This is a genomic window from Marcopretia estuarina LEGE 06307 (assembly GCF_056633115.1).
The window spans coordinates 542,384-559,285 of sequence record NZ_JBSJOY010000002.1; the positions used below are offsets into that span (position 1 = coordinate 542,384).

The 16,902-nt window shown below is 63.9% G+C and carries 19 protein-coding genes and 1 pseudogene; 13 read left to right on the forward strand and 7 right to left on the reverse strand.

Annotation, left to right across the window (positions count from 1 at the left end):
- Positions 1-3: 3 nt before the first annotated feature.
- Entirely contained in the window at positions 4-528 is a 525-nt protein-coding gene (speG, locus tag ACWJI3_RS06925) for a spermidine N1-acetyltransferase (RefSeq protein WP_198948267.1), read from the reverse strand.
- A 173-nt stretch (positions 529-701) separates the two neighbouring features.
- Here speG and ACWJI3_RS06930 point away from each other — a divergent pair, with 173 nt between their 5' ends.
- Positions 702-1,940, forward strand: a complete 1,239-nt coding sequence (locus tag ACWJI3_RS06930) for a pyridoxal phosphate-dependent aminotransferase (protein ID WP_480203373.1) — start codon at positions 702-704, stop codon at positions 1,938-1,940.
- Between the two features lie 51 nt (positions 1,941-1,991).
- Here ACWJI3_RS06930 and ACWJI3_RS06935 read toward each other — a convergent pair whose 3' ends face one another.
- Positions 1,992-2,495, reverse strand: coding sequence for a cupin domain-containing protein (locus ACWJI3_RS06935; protein WP_480203297.1), 504 nt, complete (start codon positions 2,493-2,495; stop codon positions 1,992-1,994).
- A 102-nt stretch (positions 2,496-2,597) separates the two neighbouring features.
- Between ACWJI3_RS06935 and ACWJI3_RS06940 the strand changes: the two genes are divergently transcribed.
- The 3 genes from ACWJI3_RS06940 to gmd all read left to right on the forward strand — a co-directional run bounded on the left by ACWJI3_RS06940 (position 2,598) and on the right by gmd (position 7,151).
- Entirely contained in the window at positions 2,598-3,290 is a 693-nt protein-coding gene (locus ACWJI3_RS06940) for a helix-turn-helix transcriptional regulator (RefSeq protein WP_255100146.1), read from the forward strand.
- A 123-nt stretch (positions 3,291-3,413) separates the two neighbouring features.
- The gene (locus tag ACWJI3_RS06945; protein WP_480203298.1) at positions 3,414-5,921 is read left to right on the forward strand and encodes a glycoside hydrolase family 9 protein; all 2,508 of its coding nucleotides are present in this window, start codon (positions 3,414-3,416) and stop codon (positions 5,919-5,921) included.
- 81 nt (positions 5,922-6,002) lie between these two features.
- Positions 6,003-7,151, forward strand: a complete 1,149-nt coding sequence (gene gmd / locus ACWJI3_RS06950) for a GDP-mannose 4,6-dehydratase (protein ID WP_480203299.1) — start codon at positions 6,003-6,005, stop codon at positions 7,149-7,151.
- Positions 7,152-7,159: 8 nt separating this feature from the next.
- Here the strand turns inward: gmd and ACWJI3_RS06955 are convergent, their stop codons facing one another.
- Positions 7,160-7,552 carry a type II toxin-antitoxin system VapC family toxin gene (locus ACWJI3_RS06955; RefSeq protein ID WP_255141390.1) on the reverse strand — a complete coding sequence of 131 codons (393 nt, stop codon included), beginning with the start codon at positions 7,550-7,552 and terminating at the stop codon, positions 7,160-7,162.
- Complete coding sequence (locus ACWJI3_RS06960; protein WP_480203300.1) at positions 7,549-7,812, reverse strand: type II toxin-antitoxin system Phd/YefM family antitoxin; 264 nt, start codon at positions 7,810-7,812, stop codon at positions 7,549-7,551. The genes ACWJI3_RS06955 and ACWJI3_RS06960 overlap by 4 nt, the downstream gene beginning before the upstream one ends.
- Positions 7,813-7,926: 114 nt before the next feature.
- Between ACWJI3_RS06960 and ACWJI3_RS06965 the strand changes: the two genes are divergently transcribed.
- On the forward strand, positions 7,927-8,922 hold the full coding sequence (locus tag ACWJI3_RS06965; protein WP_480203301.1) for a GDP-L-fucose synthase family protein: 996 nt from the start codon (positions 7,927-7,929) through the stop codon (positions 8,920-8,922).
- A gap of 187 nt (positions 8,923-9,109) precedes the next feature.
- On the opposite strand, the gene ACWJI3_RS06970 is transcribed toward ACWJI3_RS06965, so the two are convergent.
- Positions 9,110-9,247 carry a hypothetical protein gene (locus ACWJI3_RS06970; protein ID WP_480203302.1) on the reverse strand — a complete coding sequence of 46 codons (138 nt, stop codon included), beginning with the start codon at positions 9,245-9,247 and terminating at the stop codon, positions 9,110-9,112.
- Between the two features lie 11 nt (positions 9,248-9,258).
- Between ACWJI3_RS06970 and rfbA the strand changes: the two genes are divergently transcribed.
- From rfbA to rfbB, 6 genes are all read left to right on the forward strand, one after another.
- Positions 9,259-10,146 (forward strand): glucose-1-phosphate thymidylyltransferase RfbA, encoded by an 888-nt coding sequence (rfbA, locus tag ACWJI3_RS06975; RefSeq protein WP_480203303.1) that lies wholly within the window; start codon positions 9,259-9,261, stop codon positions 10,144-10,146.
- Positions 10,136-10,726 (forward strand): dTDP-4-dehydrorhamnose 3,5-epimerase, encoded by a 591-nt coding sequence (rfbC, locus tag ACWJI3_RS06980; protein WP_480203304.1) that lies wholly within the window; start codon positions 10,136-10,138, stop codon positions 10,724-10,726. The genes rfbA and rfbC overlap by 11 nt, the downstream gene beginning before the upstream one ends.
- On the forward strand, positions 10,723-11,628 hold the full coding sequence (gene rfbD, locus ACWJI3_RS06985; protein WP_480203305.1) for a dTDP-4-dehydrorhamnose reductase: 906 nt from the start codon (positions 10,723-10,725) through the stop codon (positions 11,626-11,628). Before rfbC ends, rfbD begins: the two co-directional genes overlap by 4 nt.
- A 42-nt stretch (positions 11,629-11,670) precedes the next feature.
- On the forward strand, positions 11,671-11,931 hold the full coding sequence (locus ACWJI3_RS06990; protein WP_480203306.1) for a type II toxin-antitoxin system Phd/YefM family antitoxin: 261 nt from the start codon (positions 11,671-11,673) through the stop codon (positions 11,929-11,931).
- Positions 11,922-12,341 carry a PIN domain-containing protein gene (locus ACWJI3_RS06995; protein WP_480203307.1) on the forward strand — a complete coding sequence of 140 codons (420 nt, stop codon included), beginning with the start codon at positions 11,922-11,924 and terminating at the stop codon, positions 12,339-12,341. Before ACWJI3_RS06990 ends, ACWJI3_RS06995 begins: the two co-directional genes overlap by 10 nt.
- A gap of 144 nt (positions 12,342-12,485) precedes the next feature.
- Positions 12,486-13,631, forward strand: a complete 1,146-nt coding sequence (gene rfbB / locus ACWJI3_RS07000) for a dTDP-glucose 4,6-dehydratase (RefSeq protein WP_480203308.1) — start codon at positions 12,486-12,488, stop codon at positions 13,629-13,631.
- A gap of 158 nt (positions 13,632-13,789) precedes the next feature.
- Here rfbB and ACWJI3_RS07005 read toward each other — a convergent pair whose 3' ends face one another.
- Both ACWJI3_RS07005 and ACWJI3_RS07010 read right to left on the reverse strand, forming a co-directional pair.
- Complete coding sequence (locus ACWJI3_RS07005; protein ID WP_480203309.1) at positions 13,790-14,110, reverse strand: hypothetical protein; 321 nt, start codon at positions 14,108-14,110, stop codon at positions 13,790-13,792.
- A complete protein-coding gene (locus ACWJI3_RS07010) occupies positions 14,097-14,378 on the reverse strand; it encodes a hypothetical protein (RefSeq protein WP_480203310.1) in 282 nt (93 codons plus the stop codon). Before ACWJI3_RS07010 ends, ACWJI3_RS07005 begins: the two co-directional genes overlap by 14 nt.
- 118 nt (positions 14,379-14,496) lie before the next feature.
- Here ACWJI3_RS07010 and ACWJI3_RS07015 point away from each other — a divergent pair.
- Together ACWJI3_RS07015 and ACWJI3_RS07020 are read left to right on the forward strand one after the other, a co-directional pair.
- Positions 14,497-15,136 (forward strand): annotated as a pseudogene (locus ACWJI3_RS07015) (dTDP-glucose 4,6-dehydratase); the annotation flags it as partial.
- A gap of 743 nt (positions 15,137-15,879) precedes the next feature.
- Positions 15,880-16,716 (forward strand): O-fucosyltransferase family protein, encoded by an 837-nt coding sequence (locus ACWJI3_RS07020; protein WP_480203311.1) that lies wholly within the window; start codon positions 15,880-15,882, stop codon positions 16,714-16,716.
- Positions 16,717-16,902: the final 186 nt, after the last annotated feature.

The following is a 16,902-nucleotide window of genomic DNA, read 5'->3' on the forward strand; positions in this document are numbered from 1 at the left end:
CGGCTATTGGGCTCTGGCCAGGTAATCCTCCTGGAGGATGTACATGCGCTTCACATCGCGGTAGCGGCCTTCGATGAAAAACTCGCCCACCAGGTGGCCTTCCTCCGCGAAGCCGCAGTCTTGATAGAGGTGCAGGGCCTTGGCGTTGTCGACGGCCACGGAGAGGTAGATCTTGTGCAGATTCAAGATGGTGAAGGAATAATCAAGCGCTTTGTGAATGCAGAAGCGGGCGAAGCCTTTGCCTTGATGGTGTGGCGCGATGATGATCTGAAATTCAGCGCGCCGGTGGATGTAGTCGATCTCGATCAGTTCCACCAGCCCGATCAATTCCTTTTCCCTGGTTTCCACCACGAAGCGCCGCTCTGCGTTGTCGTGAATGTGCCGGCTGTAGAGCTCTTCGAGCTCATCAAAGGATTCATAGGGCTCCTCGAACCAGTAAGCCATCACGCTTCTGTTGTTCACCTGGTCGTGAATGAATCTCAGGTCGCCGCGTTCAAGGGCCCGCAGAACCAGATCGGTTGTTGTCACCAGAACCTCCTCCCTATCCAGGATTCGATTCTGCTTCAGAACGCCAGGTTGAGCCGGCTGTGTGTTCCATCGGCGGCAGGGTCATGCCTGGCCGCCGCTGCCTCAGGGGCGGCGTCTGGAGCCTCTTTAGGCTGCTGCTGGTGGATGCTCCCCGTCGCCGTGAGGCCGCTTCTGTGACCAGCCCCAGCCCCGGCGAGCGCCCGGCCGTTTCCACCTGCCCGTTGGCACGCCCGGAGGTGGAAACGCTCACGGCCTACAGCGCGCCGCTGGAGGGGCGCCGCGGTCTGCTGCGGCTGGATTTCAACGAGAACACCGTGGGGCCCAGCCCGAAAGTGGTGGCGGCGGTGCGCGCCATTCCGCCCGATCACTACGCGATCTACCCCGAATACGACGGCCTGCGGGAGGCGGTGATCACCGCGCTGGTCGACGAATCTGTCACCGGCCCCGGCCCCGGCCCCGGCTCAGACTCCGACACCGAAAGCCTTCCCGGCTCCGGCACCCTCACACCCGCCCATATCGGCCTGTTCAACGGGGTGGATGAGGCGTTGCACGCCGTGTTCCACGCCTACGGCGCCGCCGGCGAACGGCTGCTCACCACCAGCCCCACCTTCGGCTACTACACCCCCTGCGCCCGCATGCAGGGAATGGAGATCGAAGCGATCCCGTACCGGCTGCCCGGTTTCGCCTTCCCGTTCGAGGAGATCAAGGCGGCTCTCGCCGCCACAGCCCCGCGGCTGCTGCTGATCTGCAATCCCAACAACCCCACCGGCACCCGGCTGGCGCCGCAGCGGATCCTGGAGCTGGCGGCCGCTGCCCCCGGCACGTTGGTGGTGGTCGATGAGCTCTACGAGGCCTTCACCGGCGACAGCGTGCTGCCACTGCTGCTGAGCGGGAATGGAGCGCCCTCCCCAGGAGTGTCCACAGCAGCAGGCACCGACCCCTTCGCGGCCTACCCGAACCTGCTGGTGCTGCGCTCGCTGGCGAAAACGGCCGGGCTCGCCGGGCTGCGCTTTGGGTTTGCGGTGGGGGCACCGGCCCTGGTGGACCGGGTGAGCCGGGTCAGCGGCCCCTACGACGTCAACAGCTTTGCTGTGACCGCCGCCCATGCGGCGCTGGCTGATCAGGCCTACACCGACGCTTATGTGGCCGAGGTGCTGCGGGCGCGGGCCTGGTTGCTGGAGCAGCTGGTGGCCGCCGGGGTGCGCCATCACGCCGCCGGTGGCAACTACCTGTTGCTCTGGCCGCGGCGGCCAGCGGCCGTGGTGGAGTCCGAACTGCGAGCGGCGGGCATCCTGGTGCGCTCGATGGCCGGCAAGCCCCTGATCGATGGCGCGCTGCGGGTGAGCCTGGGCACCACCGAGCAGATGGAGCAGTTCTGGACGGCGTACCGGCGCATCGAAGGGCTGGCCTGAGGGCTGCCGGCGTGTGTCTGTGGGCTTGGGCCTGCCACGCCGGCCCGGCGTTCAGGGCGCCTTGGCGGCGGCCGGTTCAAGCACGGTGATCGGCTTGCCCTTCTCTCCCGCGTACACCATCACGATCTCGGCCGGTTCGCTGCCGTTGTTGGTGCCGTAGTGGGGCTGATTCACCATCTCGATGATCCCGTCCCCCGCCTTGAGCTGCAACCTGGCCCCCGCCTCGCTGATCACCAGCAACTGGCCGCGGATCAACATGCCGGCGTTGATCACCGGATGGTGGTGCATCGGCAGCTTCACCCCCGGCGGAATGGTGATGTGCAGCACGGTGATTTCCGGTTCGCCCTTGGGATAGGCGGGCAGCCGCGTGCCGTTCCAGGCTTCGCCGGCTTTCACCAGGGTGCGCACCTTCACGGCCGCCGGTTCCCCATCGGCGAGGGCGGGCGGCACGGGCAGCAGCAGGCTGCCGCCCAGCAGCAGCAGCGCCAGCCACGGCCGACAGCCGCTCAGCGGACGCTTGTTCTGAACCTGCAGGGCCATCGGGGCGGCGGGCATCTCTCGCTGGGCAGTCTGGGGGCTGGTTCGCTGGCGTGCAGGCCCGCCCATGCCCCGCCCATCCCCATAGCCTGCCCTTGCTCTGCTCCCGTTGCGGCCGCTGTGGATTTCACCGCCGATCTCCCCGTTGTGCAGATCCGGCGAACGGTGATGCGCCGGGCCCTGCTTTCCACGGCGATCCCGCCGCGGGTGGCCCTGGCGATGGGCCAGGAGCCGCTGTTGCTGCGCTACACGATCGGTCTGTTCGGCTATGGCCTGATCGGTTGTGCGGTGACCGATGCCGAGAGCTGCCTCCAGCGGCTGGCGCAGCAGCCACACGGGCTGCTGGTGTGCTCCGACAGCCTGGAGCGCGGTGACGTGCTCAGCCTCACCGCCACCGCCAAGGAGCGCTACCCCGCCTTGAAGGTGATCGTGATCAGCACGGGGCCCTGCCCCGAGCCGGCACTGGTGCGGGCTGCCTGGATCGATGGGCTGGTGGCGGAATGCGACATGACCTTCCACAGCGGGGCGCTGCAGGCGGCGGTGCTGGCGGCGCTGGGCGGCTGCCACTTCCGCAGCGCCTCGATGCGGAATCAACCGATGCCGGAGCCGATCAGCGAACTCAGCCCGCGGGATTACCAGATCCTGGAGGGCCTCGCCGATGGGCTCACCGACCGGGAGATCGCCGAGCGGCTGATGATCAGCCCGAACACGGCGAAGTCGTACACCAAGCGTCTGCTGCAGAACATGGGGGCGCGCAACCGTCTGCAGGCCCTGGTGATCGCGCTGCGGCAGGGGCTGATCCGGCTGCGCTGATCGCTGCAGCCCGCACGGTTGCCGTGGCGCCCACCCTCAGCGGAGCCGCCAACCACCCTCCGATGGGGGTCGCCCCGGCGGGGACATCCGGCGTAGGACCGTTGCAGCGATTTGTTTTGCGCGATGTCCAGCGTCGATCCACTCACAGGTATGGGCTTCAACTACGCCGAGGCGCTGCAGAAGAACTTCCTTTTTTATGAGGCGCAGCGCTCCGGCGACCTTGACGAAGCCAGAAAGCGGATCGACTGGCGCGGTGACTCCGGCCTGCGCGACGGCGCCGACGGGGTGTACTTCGGTGGGCAAACCGCCGCCAACCTCCAGGCCGGGCTGACGCTGAATCTCACCGGCGGGTATCACGATGCCGGCGATCACTCCAAGTTCAGCCTGCCGCTCGCTTCCACCCTGGCCACCCTCTCCTGGGGCGGGATCGAGTTCTCCGATGGCTATGCCCTCTCGGGGCAAACCGACGAACTGCTCGATGCGGTGCGTTGGGGCACGGATTACCTGCTCAAGGCCCACGCCGTTGATGCAGCGGGAGCCACGCGGTTCTTCGTGGCGCAGGTGGGCAATGTGGCGGCCGACCACGCCTTGTGGAGCTCGCCGGAGAGCCAGACCATTGCCCGTCCGGCCATGGCGGTGACACCGAGCAAGCCCGGCTCCGATGTGGCGGCCGGCTCGGCCGCAGCGCTGGCTTCCGCCTCGGTGCTGTTCCGCCAGAACGGCGAAGCCGCCTATGCGGATGTGCTGCTGACCCGCGCCATTTCGCTGTACGACTTCGCCGATCGTTACCGGGGCCGCTACTCCGATTCGATTCCGGAGGTGCGCAATTACTACAACTCCTGGAGTGGGTTCAACGATGAGCTGGCCTATGGCGCGGCCTGGCTGTCGCGGGCGGTCACGGCGGCGGGCGGCAGTGGCACGGCCTACCGCGACAAGGCCCTGTCGATCTACACCAGCAACATCGGCGGCCTCTCGCGGGGCTGGACCGGCAACTGGGACGACGCGTCTTATGCCACGGCGGTGATTCTGGCGGAGGACACGGGCTCGACCCGCGTGCAGCAGGACGTGGAGCTCTGGTTGAACAACTGGGTGAACGGCGGCAACGGCGTGACGATCAGTGCCGGCGGCCTGCGCCATATCAGCCAGTGGGGCTCGCTGCGCTATGCCGCCAACACGGCCTTCCTGGCGGATGTGTACGCCGACAACGTGCGCGACCCAGGTGGGGCCTTCAGCCGGCTGTCTCAGGGGACGGTGGATTACATCCTTGGTGCCAATCCGCGCCGGTCGAGCTATCTGGTGGGCTTTGGGGCCAATGCACCCCGGCAGCCCCACCACCGGGCCGCCTCGGGCGTGGGCTGGGATGGATTCCGCAACGGCCTGCCCAACGCCCACATTCTCTACGGCGCCCTGGTGGGTGGCCCTACCAGTTCCGACGACTTCTCCTATCAGGACCGCCGCGACGACTTCGTCGCCAATGAGGTGGCGATCGACTACAACGCTGGCCTGGCCGGTGCCTTCGCCCGCAGCGTGGAGCGTCGCGGCGGGCAGGCGCTCACCGATGCCCAGCTCGATGCTCTGCCGGGCATTTCCGTGCGAACCAGCGGCGGCGGAACGCCGGTGCCACCCACCCCAACACCCACACCAACCCCCACACCTACCCCGACGCCCACGCCCACGCCCACTCCCACTCCAACCCCAACTCCAACCCCGACACCCACTCCAACTCCAACTCCAACTCCAACTCCCACTCCAACTCCAACTCCAACTCCCACTCCAACGCCAACACCCACGCCCGTCCCCGGCGCTCCCTTGCCTCAGACCCTCAATGGCATTCCGCTCACCTCCAACCCGAACCTGGCGGTGTCCGTGGGCGGATCGATCTGGACGGGTGGCATGACGGTGCAACTCACGCTCACCAACACCGGCACGGTGCCGTTGAACAGCTGGAACTTCAGCTTCGAGAGCCCGCACCGTCCCACCAGCACACCCTGGGGGGTGCGGATCAGCAGCACGGCGCTGGCGGGCGGCCTGTTTCGCCACACCGTGACCGGTGATGCCTGGGCCAGCACGATTCAGCCGGGCCGCAGCGTGAACGTGGGCTTCAACGCCAGCCAGGGAAGGCCCCTGGGCAACAGTGGCGCGCTCACGGCGACGGCGCTGTTCGGTGATGGTGGCCGGCTTGGCTTCAGCAGTGTCAACCCCAGTTTCAAGACAGGCGGTGCCGCCGCCGATGTGATCAGCACCAGCGCCGCTGTTGATGCGCTCACCGGCCTGGCTGGCGCGGACACGTTCCGCCTCACCAGCCTGCGCGATTCGTTGCTGAACGCCAGTGATCAGATCACAGATCTGGCCATCGGCAGCGATCGCATCGATGGCCCCCGGGAGGTGTCGGCCGCCGATCTGCGTGAGCTTGGCAGCGTTGCTGACCTCAGCGCCACGGCACTGGCGGCGGTGCTGACCCCCACAGCGTTCGCCGCCAACGGAGCCGCCACCTTCAGCCTTGGCGCCAGCGGCGGCAGCCGCACCTTCCTGGCGCTCAATGATGGGCTGGCTGGCTTCCAATCCGCCAACGACGCCATCGTGGAGATCACCGGCTTCACCGGATCGCTCACGGCCCTGGCGATCGTGTGATCGGCGCGGTCAGAGGTGTCGTGGCGCCTTTGCGGCTGCTCGGCGTAGTTTGTGAAACACACACTTCACAGAACTTCTCCGGTGCCCCCAGCCGCCAAGACTGCTCTGATCACAGGCATCACCGGCCAGGATGGCTCGTACCTCACCGAGCTGCTGCTGGAGAAGGGCTACGCAGTGCACGGCATCAAGCGCCGCGCCAGCAGCTTCAATACGGCGCGCATCGATCATCTTTATCAGGATCCCCATGAAGAGAATCCGCGGCTCACGCTGCACTACGGCGATTTAACCGATAGCACGAATCTGATCCGGATCATCCAACAGGTGCAGCCGGATGAGATTTATAACCTTGGCGCCCAGAGCCATGTGGCGGTGAGCTTTGAGGCGCCGGAGTACACCGCCAACAGCGATGCCATGGGCACGCTGCGCATCCTGGAAGCGGTGCGGATGCTGGGGCTCACACCGAAAACCCGCATCTACCAGGCCAGCACCAGCGAGCTCTACGGGCTGGTGCAGGAGATACCGCAGAAGGAAACCACACCCTTCTATCCGCGCAGCCCCTATGGGGTGGCGAAGCTCTATGCCTATTGGATCACGGTGAACTACCGCGAGGCCTACGGCATGTATGCCTGCAATGGGATTCTGTTCAACCACGAGTCGCCACGGCGGGGTGAAACGTTTGTGACGCGCAAGATCACGCGCGGCCTGGCACGGATCAACGAAGGGCTGGAGGATTGCCTCTACATGGGCAACATCGATTCGCTGCGTGATTGGGGCCACGCCAGGGATTATGTGGAGATGCAATGGCGGATGCTGCAGCAGGAGGGCCCGCCGGAGGATTTCGTGATTGCCACGGGCCGGCAGGAAACGGTGCGGCACTTCATCGAGTTGGCGGCGTTGGAGCTGGGCTGGGGGGCGATTCAGTGGGAGGGCACGGGCACTGAGGAGATCGGCAAGCGCAGCAGCGGCGAAGTGGTGGTGCGGATCGACCCGCGCTATTTCCGGCCGGCGGAGGTGGAAACGCTGCTGGGGGATCCCACCAAGGCACGCGAGAAGCTGGGCTGGACGCCCACCACCACCTTGGAGCAACTGGTGGCCGAGATGGTGGCAGCCGATAAGGAGGAGGCGCGCAAGGAGGCGATCCTGCGGCTGAAGGGCTTCAAGGTGGTGGGCTCGATGGAGAACCCGCCCACCAACCCGGCGGCGACGGCGGCGGCCGGAGGCAAGGGGTGATGGCGCGCTTACCAGAGCAGGTTGCAGGGAAAGGCCCTGAGAGCTGGATCAACGCTCAACAGGGTGAGGGCCTCCAGCTCGGCCTGGGCGGCCAGCAAGCGATCAAAGGGATCGCGATGGGCCATCCCGTAGCTGCCCGCCCGCAGGCCATGGCGCAGCTCGATCGGCAACAGGTCGAACCCCTGGGCGGCCAACATGGCGGGCAGCTGCTCGAGCAGGGGAGTGGCGGCAGGAAGCTTGCCCAAGCGCACCTTGGTGGCGATCTCCCAGCCGGAAGCCGCACTCACCAGCACCCGTGCCGTGTCATCGGCAATGGCGGCATGGGCTGCTGGAGAGAGACGATCGGGTTCAGCCAGCCACCAGAGCAGGGCGTGGGTGTCGAGCAGCAAAGCAGTGCTCACAGGAGGGGGTCTTCCAGAGCGGCGAGCTCCTCCTCCGGCAGCGGTTCGAGCAGCACCTCCGGCGGAGGCAGGGTGATGATCCCGCGCAACACGCCGGGATTGCGCTTGGGTGTGGGCTGCTCCAGAGGCACAAGCCGCGCCCAGGGGCGTCCGCCTTTGGCCAGCACGATGGTTTCACCAGCATGGGCGGCATCGATCAGCCGGGAGAAGTGGGTTTTGGCCTCGTGCACGTTCACGATCCGCGTGAAAGGCGTGTGCATGGCGACAAGGGGCGGCTGCCAACCAATCAACCTTAGTCCACTGGTGGACCAAGTGGGAGGTCAAGCCCGTGGCCGCAGGCCTGGAGTGCAGCTCTTGAACAGGTTGTTCAAGCCATGACCACCACCTCCACCACACCCTTGATCACCCCAGCCGACCGCTTCTTCGTGGCGGGGCATCGGGGGATGGCGGGCGGCGCGATCGTGCGGGCACTGCAGCGCAGCGGCTATGGGGATGAAGCCCAGGGCGGCGCCCTGCTCACCGCCGGCCGCGAGGAGCTCGATCTGCTCGATGGCGCGGCGGTGGCGGCCTGGTTTGCGGCGCATCAGCCCACGGTGGTGGTGCTGGCGGCCGCAAAGGTGGGCGGCATTGCGGCGAACAGCAGCTATCCGGCTGATTTCCTGCTCGACAACCTCAAGATCCAGATCAATGTGATCGAAAACGCCTGGCGCAGCGGCGTGCGGCGGCTGCTGTTCCTGGGCAGCAGCTGCATCTACCCGAAGTTCGCCGCGCAGCCGATCCGGGAAGAGGCGCTGCTCACTGGAGCCCTGGAGCCCACCAATGCGTGGTATGCGATCGCCAAGATCGCCGGCATCAAGCTGTGTGCGGCGCTGCGGCTCCAGCACGGCTTCGATGCGATCAGCCTGATGCCCACCAATCTGTATGGGCCTGGCGACAACTACCACCCCACCCACAGCCATGTGCTGCCGGCCTTGATCCGGCGGTTTCATGAGGCGGCCCAGGCCAAGGCACCGAGCGTGACCTGCTGGGGGACCGGCACACCGCTGCGGGAATTCCTGCATGTGGATGATCTAGGCGAGGCGTGTGTGTTCGCGCTGGAGCGCTGGCAGCCGGGGCCTGAAGAGCTGCAGTTTCTGAATGTGGGCACGGGCGTGGATCTCACGATCCGCGAGCTGGCGGAAGCGGTGGCCGCGGCCACCGGCTTTGCCGGCAGCCTGGAGTGGGACAGCACCAGGCCCGACGGCACCCCGAAAAAGCAGCTGGATGTGAGCCGCCTGGCGGCCCTGGGCTGGCGTGCCCGCATCCCGTTGGCCGAGGGGCTGGCGGGCACGGTGGCCGACTTCGCCAGCAGTGGCAGCGCGAGGCTTTAGCTCCCATCCAGGTGACTGCGCCGGATGGGTGTGCCTTTATGGGGTGGAGCAGGTTCACTGGAGCCTGGTGGAGGCGGCCATGGCGATTGTGAGCATTACCACCGATAGGCCCACAATCGGCGCGCGTGTGTAAGGTGCGGCCAGGAGGATTGGATGTAATGATTCTGGATCTTTTCACTAGCAGAAATCAGATCTGCCACGTGATGAATGTGGAAACTGCAACCATGATCTGTTGCGAGTTCAGTGGTGTTTGGGTTGGCCGAAGCCGGGGTTGAATTCCTTTGATTTCATGCTTAGGCTGCGGCTGCGTGAGCTTGCTGGCCATGGCTTCAAGGGATGATGCGTAAAGGAATTATCTTGGCCGGTGGCAGCGGCACGCGTCTGCATCCGATCACCCAGGCGGTGAGCAAACAGTTGCTGCCGGTGTATGACAAGCCAATGGTGTATTACCCGTTGAGCACGTTAATGCTGGCGGGAATTCGCGATGTGCTGGTGATCACCACGCCGGTGGATCAGCCGTCGTTCGAGCGGTTGCTGGGCGATGGCAGCACCTGGGGGATGGCCATTCGTTATGCGGTGCAGCCGAGCCCGGATGGGTTGGCCCAGGCGTTTTTGATCGGTGCCAGATTTCTGGATGGGGCACCGGTGGCGCTGGTGCTGGGGGACAACCTGTTCCACGGTCACGACCTCAGCGTGCAGTTGCAGGCCTGTAGTGGCGGCGGTGTGGGGGCCACGGTGTTCGCCTACCCCGTGCGTGATCCAGAGCGCTACGGGGTGGTGGAGTTCGATGCGCAGGGCCGGGTGCTGAGCCTGGAGGAAAAGCCGAAGCGTGCGAAGTCGCGCTATGCGGTCACGGGGCTGTATTTCTATGACAACACCGTGGTGGAGCGGGCCGAGCGGGTGCAGCCCTCGGCGCGGGGTGAGCTGGAGATCACCGATCTGAACCGGCAGTATCTGGAGGAGGGGCTGCTGAGGGTGGAGCTGATGGGCCGTGGTATGGCCTGGCTGGATACGGGCACCTGCGATTCGTTGCACGAGGCCACCAGCTACATCCGCACCTTGGAGCACCGGCAGGGTTTGAAGGTGGGCTGTCCGGAGGAGGTGGCGTGGCGGCAGGGCTGGATCAGCGGCGAGCAGCTGGAGCGGCTGGCCCTGCCGCTGAAGAAAAGCGGCTACGGCAGCTACCTGCTGTCGCTGCTGCGGGAGGGAAGCGATGCAGGTTGAGCAGCTCAGCACGGCCAGCGGCGCGGTGATGCAGGGGCCGCTGCTGATCACGCCGCAGGTGTTTGGCGATGAGCGGGGCTTCTTTTTCGAGAGCTGGAACCAGCGCCGCTTTGATGCAGCGGTGGGTACGCCCACCACCTTTGTTCAGGACAACCACTCCCGCTCCAGCTGTGGCGTGCTCCGAGGGCTGCACTACCAGCTGGAACCTGAGCCCCAGGGGAAACTGGTGCGTTGCACCAGCGGCACCATCTTTGATGTGGCGGTCGACATGCGCCGCCCCTCGCCCACGTTCGGCCAGTGGGTGGCTGCCGAGCTGAGTGCCGGCAACCAGCAGCAGCTGTGGGTGCCGGTGGGTTTTGCCCACGGTTTCCTCACCCTCAGCGACACAGCCGAGGTGCTGTACAAGGCGAGCGGCTTCTGGAGCAAGGCCTGCGAGCGCTCGCTGCGCTGGGACGATCCAGAAGTGGCGATCGCTTGGCCGCTGGCGCCGCTGGGGACCAGCGAGCCGGTGCTGGCCGTGAAGGATGCCGTCGCTCCCACGCTGGTGCAGGCGCTGGCCGCCGGGGAGGTGTTCGCGTGAAAGTGCTGCTCACCGGCGCTGCCGGCCAGCTGGGCCAGGCCCTGCGCCAGCAGGTGCCCGAGGGGGTGGAGTTGATCGCCAGCAGCCGCAGTGGCGGCGAGGGCGTGATGGCGCTGGATCTCGCGGATGCCCAGGCCTGCCGCGCGGCGGTGCGGTCACACCGTCCCGACTGGGTGCTCAATGGCGGCGCCTACACGGCGGTGGACAAGGCCGAAAGCGAGCCGGAGCTGGCCCTGGCCGTGAACGGCGCCGCGCCGCGCGCCTTTGCCGAGGCGCTGCTGGAAAGCGGCGGATGCTTGTTGCAGGTGAGCACTGATTTTGTGTTCAACGGCCAGCAGGGCAGTCCGTATCGCACGGAGCAGCAGCGTGCGCCGCTGGGGGTCTACGGCTGCAGCAAGGCCGCCGGCGAGGAGGCGGTGGAAGACGTGCTGGGCGGTAGCGGCAAGGGCGTGATCCTGCGCACCAGTTGGGTGATGGGGCCGGTGGGCAGGAACTTTGCGCTCACGATGCTGCGGCTGCACCGGGAGAAGCAGCAGATCGGTGTGGTGGCGGATCAGGTGGGCTGCCCCACCAGCACGCTCACCCTGGCGGCGGCATGCTGGCGGCTGATGGAGCAGGCCGGCTCATCACCAGCCAGGCCTTTGCCGCTGATCCTGCACTGGAGCGAGGCCGGTGCCGCCAGCTGGTACGACGTGGCCGTGGCGGTGGGCGAGCTGGGCGTGGAGCTGGGGCTCCTGGAGCGAATGGCCGCTGTGAACCCGCTCACCACAGCCGATTACCCCACCCCGGCGCAACGCCCCAGCTATTCGCTGCTGGAAACCTCCAGCACCCGCCAGGTGCTTGCCCTGCCTGCGCTGCACTGGCGTCAGGCGCTGCGTCAGCTGCTGGAGGCCGTGGCGTGATCGCCACCATTAGGCTAGCTGGATCAGCTAGCCACCACCGCTATGGATGCCATCTGGACCCTCCAGGACGCCAAGAACCGCTTCAGCGCGGTGGTGGATGCGGCCGCCCTGGGCCAACCACAAAAGGTGACGCGCCGTGGCAAGTGGGTGTGTGTGGTGCTGTCGGCCGACGACTACCAGCGGCTGCAGCGCCTCGACGTGGCCAACGCGCCATCGCTGTCCGAACTGTTGCTGCAGATGCCGCAAGACGACGAAGGCTTCGAGCGGATGCCCCTGACGCCGAGGGACTTCCCGTGTTCTTGATCGACACGATGGTGCTCTCCGAGCTGCGGCTGCGCCAGCGTGATCCGGGTGTGGTGGCCTGGATCGGCAGGCAGCGGCAGGAGGATTGTTTTCTGAGTGTGGTGAGCATCGGCGAGATCGAACGGAGCATTGCCCGCAGGCGCACAACCGATGCCGGATTTGCGCTGCAGTTGGCGGGATGGCTAGACCAGTTGCTGCGGCTGTATGGCGATCGGCTGTTGCCTGTGGACGTGGGGGTGGCGCGTCGCTGGGGGCAGCTCTCCGCCGAGATCGGCCACGACGGCGCCGACCTGCTGATCGCTGCAACGGCGCTGGAGCGGGGCCTCACGGTGGTGACACGCAATCTGCGGCACTTCACAGCAACCGGGGTGGCGACCCTCAATCCCTGGCAAGCGGAGCTGGAATCGTGACCAGTGCAGCAAACCCTGGCCTTCACCAGGGCGGCGCTGGATCCGGATAACGAGCCACTCTGTACACCCTGAGCAGTGCAGCCCCAATCCGATAGCCACCAGTTTTGTACATCTGTACTACATCATCACTTGACCGCTTCGCCCATGTCTGCAACCAGCCCACCCGACGTTCCCGCCCTGCTCGCCGGCCGCCGCCGCATCCTGGTAACCGGCGGCGCCGGCTTTATCGGCGGGGCGGTGGTGCGCCGGCTGCTGCGCGAAAGCGAGGCGCTGGTGTTCAACCTCGACAAATGCGGCTACGCCAGCGATCTCACCAGCATCGAGGGGGTACTGGCGGAGCTCGGCCCTCGGGCCCTCAGCCCCGATGGGCAGAGCCGCCACCAGTTGCTGCGGGTGGATCTCACCAATGCGGCGGCCACGGAGGCGGCGGTGCGCCAGTCCGATCCCGATCTGGTGATGCATCTGGCGGCCGAGAGCCATGTCGACCGCTCGATCGAGGGCCCGGCGGCCTTCATCGAGAGCAATGTGACGGGCACGTTCAACCTGCTGCAGGCGGTGCGCGCCCACTGGGAAGGCCTGCCGGCCGAGCGGCAGGCGGCCTTCCGCTTCCATCACATCAGCACCGATGAGGTGTTCGGCTCGCTGGGGCCCACGGGGCGCTTCTCGGAAACCACCCCCTACGACCCGCGCAGCCCCTACTCGGCCAGCAAAGCGGCCAGCGACCACCTGGTGAACGCCTGGCACCACACCTACGGCCTGCCGGTGGTGCTCACCAACTGCTCCAACAACTACGGCCCCTGGCAGTTCCCCGAGAAGCTCATCCCGGTGGTGATCCTCAAGGCGGCGGCCGGTGAGCCGATCCCGCTCTATGGCGACGGCCAGAACGTGCGCGATTGGCTGTATGTGGAGGATCACGTGGATGCCCTGCTGCTGGCGGCCTGCGGGGGCGAGCTTGGCCGCAGCTACTGCGTGGGAGGCCATGGAGAGCGCACCAACAAGATGGTGGTGGAGGCCATCTGCTCCGCCCTCGATGGGCTCCTGCCCGCCGGCGCACCCCACAGCCGCCTGATCACTCCGGTCACAGACCGCCCCGGCCACGACCGCCGCTACGCCATCGATCCGGGCCGTATCAGCAACGCGCTGGGCTGGCAGCCGCGCCACAGCTTTGAGGAGGGGCTGGCTGCGACGGTGCGCTGGTACTTGGAGCACCAGGGCTGGTGTACGCAGGTGCGGAAGCAGGGCGGCTATGGCGGCGGCCGGTTGGGGGTGCTGGCGGGCAACCCGAGCTGATGATTCATCGCCATCATGCGGCGGATCAAGGAGTCAATTGCCTCCTGAATACCAATCCACTTCAGTGGAACCACCGAACTGCCAGCCACGCACCAACTTGCTCCTAGCTATTCCTCTTCCACCACACTTCCTGTAAGAAGCGTTCCGCTCTCGAATGGTTATGTCTTGCCATAAGTAGCATCGTGGTCTGGGGCGATTGTCAGGAGACGCAAGAAATCACCATCTCTGTGAGCGGTAGCGCGGCGCGATCTGCTGATCCGCAGTGAATAAACAGCATCGATACCCTCGGGAGGTTTGACGCTCGTGATCTTTTCCCACTTCAGCCCCCGATCGCGATACAGCTGATTCCAGGTCAACTTTCGGATCTTGTTCACAGTGTCCAGTGCTGCATGACGCTCACTTTTCTGCAGCGTCAGCAGCTGCTTCTGAAACACCGGGTTGTTGAGATCAAGCCTGATCGTCGCGTCAGGCGTCGCCATGGCCGAGACGCTTCAGGGTTTCGGACAGCTCAAGGTCAGTCGGCTCATGGCTGGCCGACCATGCTATTGCAGCTTGCAAGTCAGCCGCGGCGGACACCTCATGCAACCAGCGCTCGTTATCAGGAATCACGATCGCCGTGCGAACGATCCACTCTCCCGGCCCCGTTTCCTCCACGAGCACATGACGGCCGGCGTACCGCTTGCCCAAGGAAATTTGACCATTGCTGCCAACAAGCTTGAGCGCAGCTGAACGGTCAGTGACTGCCATCACGCTTTTCCCATGGATCCCGTGCACTAAATCTTAGCATTTGTGCGGCACTAACGGCAGTGCAGCGAAGATAGCCAGCCGCCCAGTTCCCGTGGCCGTGGTGAGCCCAGCGCGACCCTTCCGCTTCCATCACATCAGCACCGACGAAGTGTTCGGCTCGCTGGGGCCCAGGGGGCGCTTCTTGGAAACCACCCCCTACGACCCGCGCAGCCCCTATTCGGCCAGCAAAGCGGCCAGCGACCACCTGGTGAACGCCTGGCACCACACCTAGGGCCCCGGCAGTTCCCCGAGAAGCTGATCCCGGTGGTGATCCTCAAGGCGGCGGCCGGTGAGCCGATCCCGCTGTATGGCGATGGGGCCAATGTGCGTGATTGGCTGTATGTGGAGGATCACGTGGATGCGCTGCTGCTAGCGGCGAATTGTGGGAGGTGGGTGGCAGCTATTGCGTGGGAGGCCATGGAGAGCGCACCAACAAGCAGGTGGTGGAGGCGATCTGCAGCCTGTTGGATGAGTTGAAGCCCATAGGAGCTCCCCACAGCCGCCTGATTACGTCGGTTGCGGATCGGCCTGGACATGACCGGCGCTATGCGATCGATCCGGCGCGGATCAGCGGCGAACTGGGCTGGCAGCCGCGACACAACTTTGCAGAGCGCCTGGCAACAACGGTGCGCTGGTTTCTGGAGCAGCATGACTGGTGCAGCCGGGCGCGGCAGCGGACGGGCTATGGCGGAGGGAGGCTTGGGGTAATGGCAGGTTGAGCCGAAGTGTGATTCAGGGTTCCCTTGAGCGGCATGGCCAATCAACTAGAACTAACAGTTTGAGCCAGCACTACCCATGTTTCCCCTGCTGTTCCAATGCTCGCAAGAGTTGCATCCCAGCGTGCGGGCAGCCCCAACTCAGCACGAACATCAACTACTGGTTCTCAAGCCTGTTCTAGAGTGCACCGGGCCTAATCAAGCTGGTTCTGCTGGCTGCGGCAGCGGTGAATTGGGCTGCGGAGACTCCCCAAAGCCCCCGCTGATGCCCTATATCTCTTTGAGGACTCAGAACTGAAAGCGTTGAACCAGTTCCTCCATTGCGTGCGCTTGTCACGGCACTACGAGGTGTAAACAAGTTTAGATGGCACAGATCTATAGACTGGCCATTCTGTCGAAGCATGCCAATCATTGCAGCATGGCCACTGGATTGGGGGCCAACTAGTGATTGATTGAATTGGTTCCGCAGCCCCAAGCTCTCATGGAACACCCCGCCCAATCAATTTTCTACGCCCCATGGTTTTGGATTCGCTCTCTGAGAATCGCTGGTCAGTCAGCGTTGGTGATCCATGTCAACTTCCGGATGTGCGAATGAATGGGTAGTATATTGCCGAATGCGAGGGCATGAGCCAAGTGTTGCCAGGTATTGAATTGGTCATTAATTTGTCATTCATAGGCAAGAGGGATATGTTGCGCCGGCATTGATCGACGTGCTATAAAAGTAGCTTAATTGGCTTTTGCGCCTTATGCGTACGATCAAAATAGCACCTATGGGCAATATTGGAAATCAAATGTTTCAGTACATGTTTGCCAGGATGCTTCAATTTCGAGTAACTCAATCTATTGTCAGAGGGTATCACATGCCGATGTGGGGGCTAAGCTCGTTATGCGAAGATGAATTGCCTATTAATGTACTAACGATTCGTGGTGGGCATCAAATAGATTGCGATGCTCTCATCGCTCACCTTGAAGCTGGTTCAGACCGGTCACTTGACTATGGAGGATACGGGCAAAGATTGGAATACTATGGGCCTTCAGACCTTATGGCATCTTTCTTTGCGCCTAGTATTTCTCCTAATGCACCGGCATTTGGTCCAGAATACTTAGTAATTAGTGTGCGTGGCAACGAAGTTCTTAAGGCAACACATCCGGACTATATGCCAGTTCCTATTTCATTTTATCATCACATAATTGAAGACACGAAATTGCGACCGGTCTTCATGGGCCAGCTAGGGGAGTCACCCTATCTTCGCAGGCTTAACGAACTGTTCCCATCAGCACTATTTCTCTATAGTCGTGGACCTGCCGACGACTTTGAAATAATCAGATGCTCTACAAATATCATTATTTCGGTGTCCACTTTTTCATGGCTGGGCGCATGGCTTTCGCCAAGGGTGAAGACAATCTATTTCCCTGTTCTAGGCTTTTTGAACCCAAGACAGCGGCCAGACATTGACCTTGTGCCAAAGTTTGATGATAGATATCAATTCTATCAGTTTCCAACCCGGCACTGGAAGGCTACGGCAGCAGACTTTGACTATGTAATGTCAAGTCCAGCCGACTTCTCGCCAATCCGATTTTAATGGCCTTATACTCGACCTCTGTTCTATGGGCCAATCTTGTTTCACATGTCAAAGAAAAGTTTGATTACCATGGCGCAGTTAATGATTATCTCCAATAAGGGCTTTGCTTCAATATTCAGATAGCGTGTTTGCAGGATTTGTTAGAGTGAAGCAGCTCGTCGCCTCAACACCATGTAGATTGGCTTT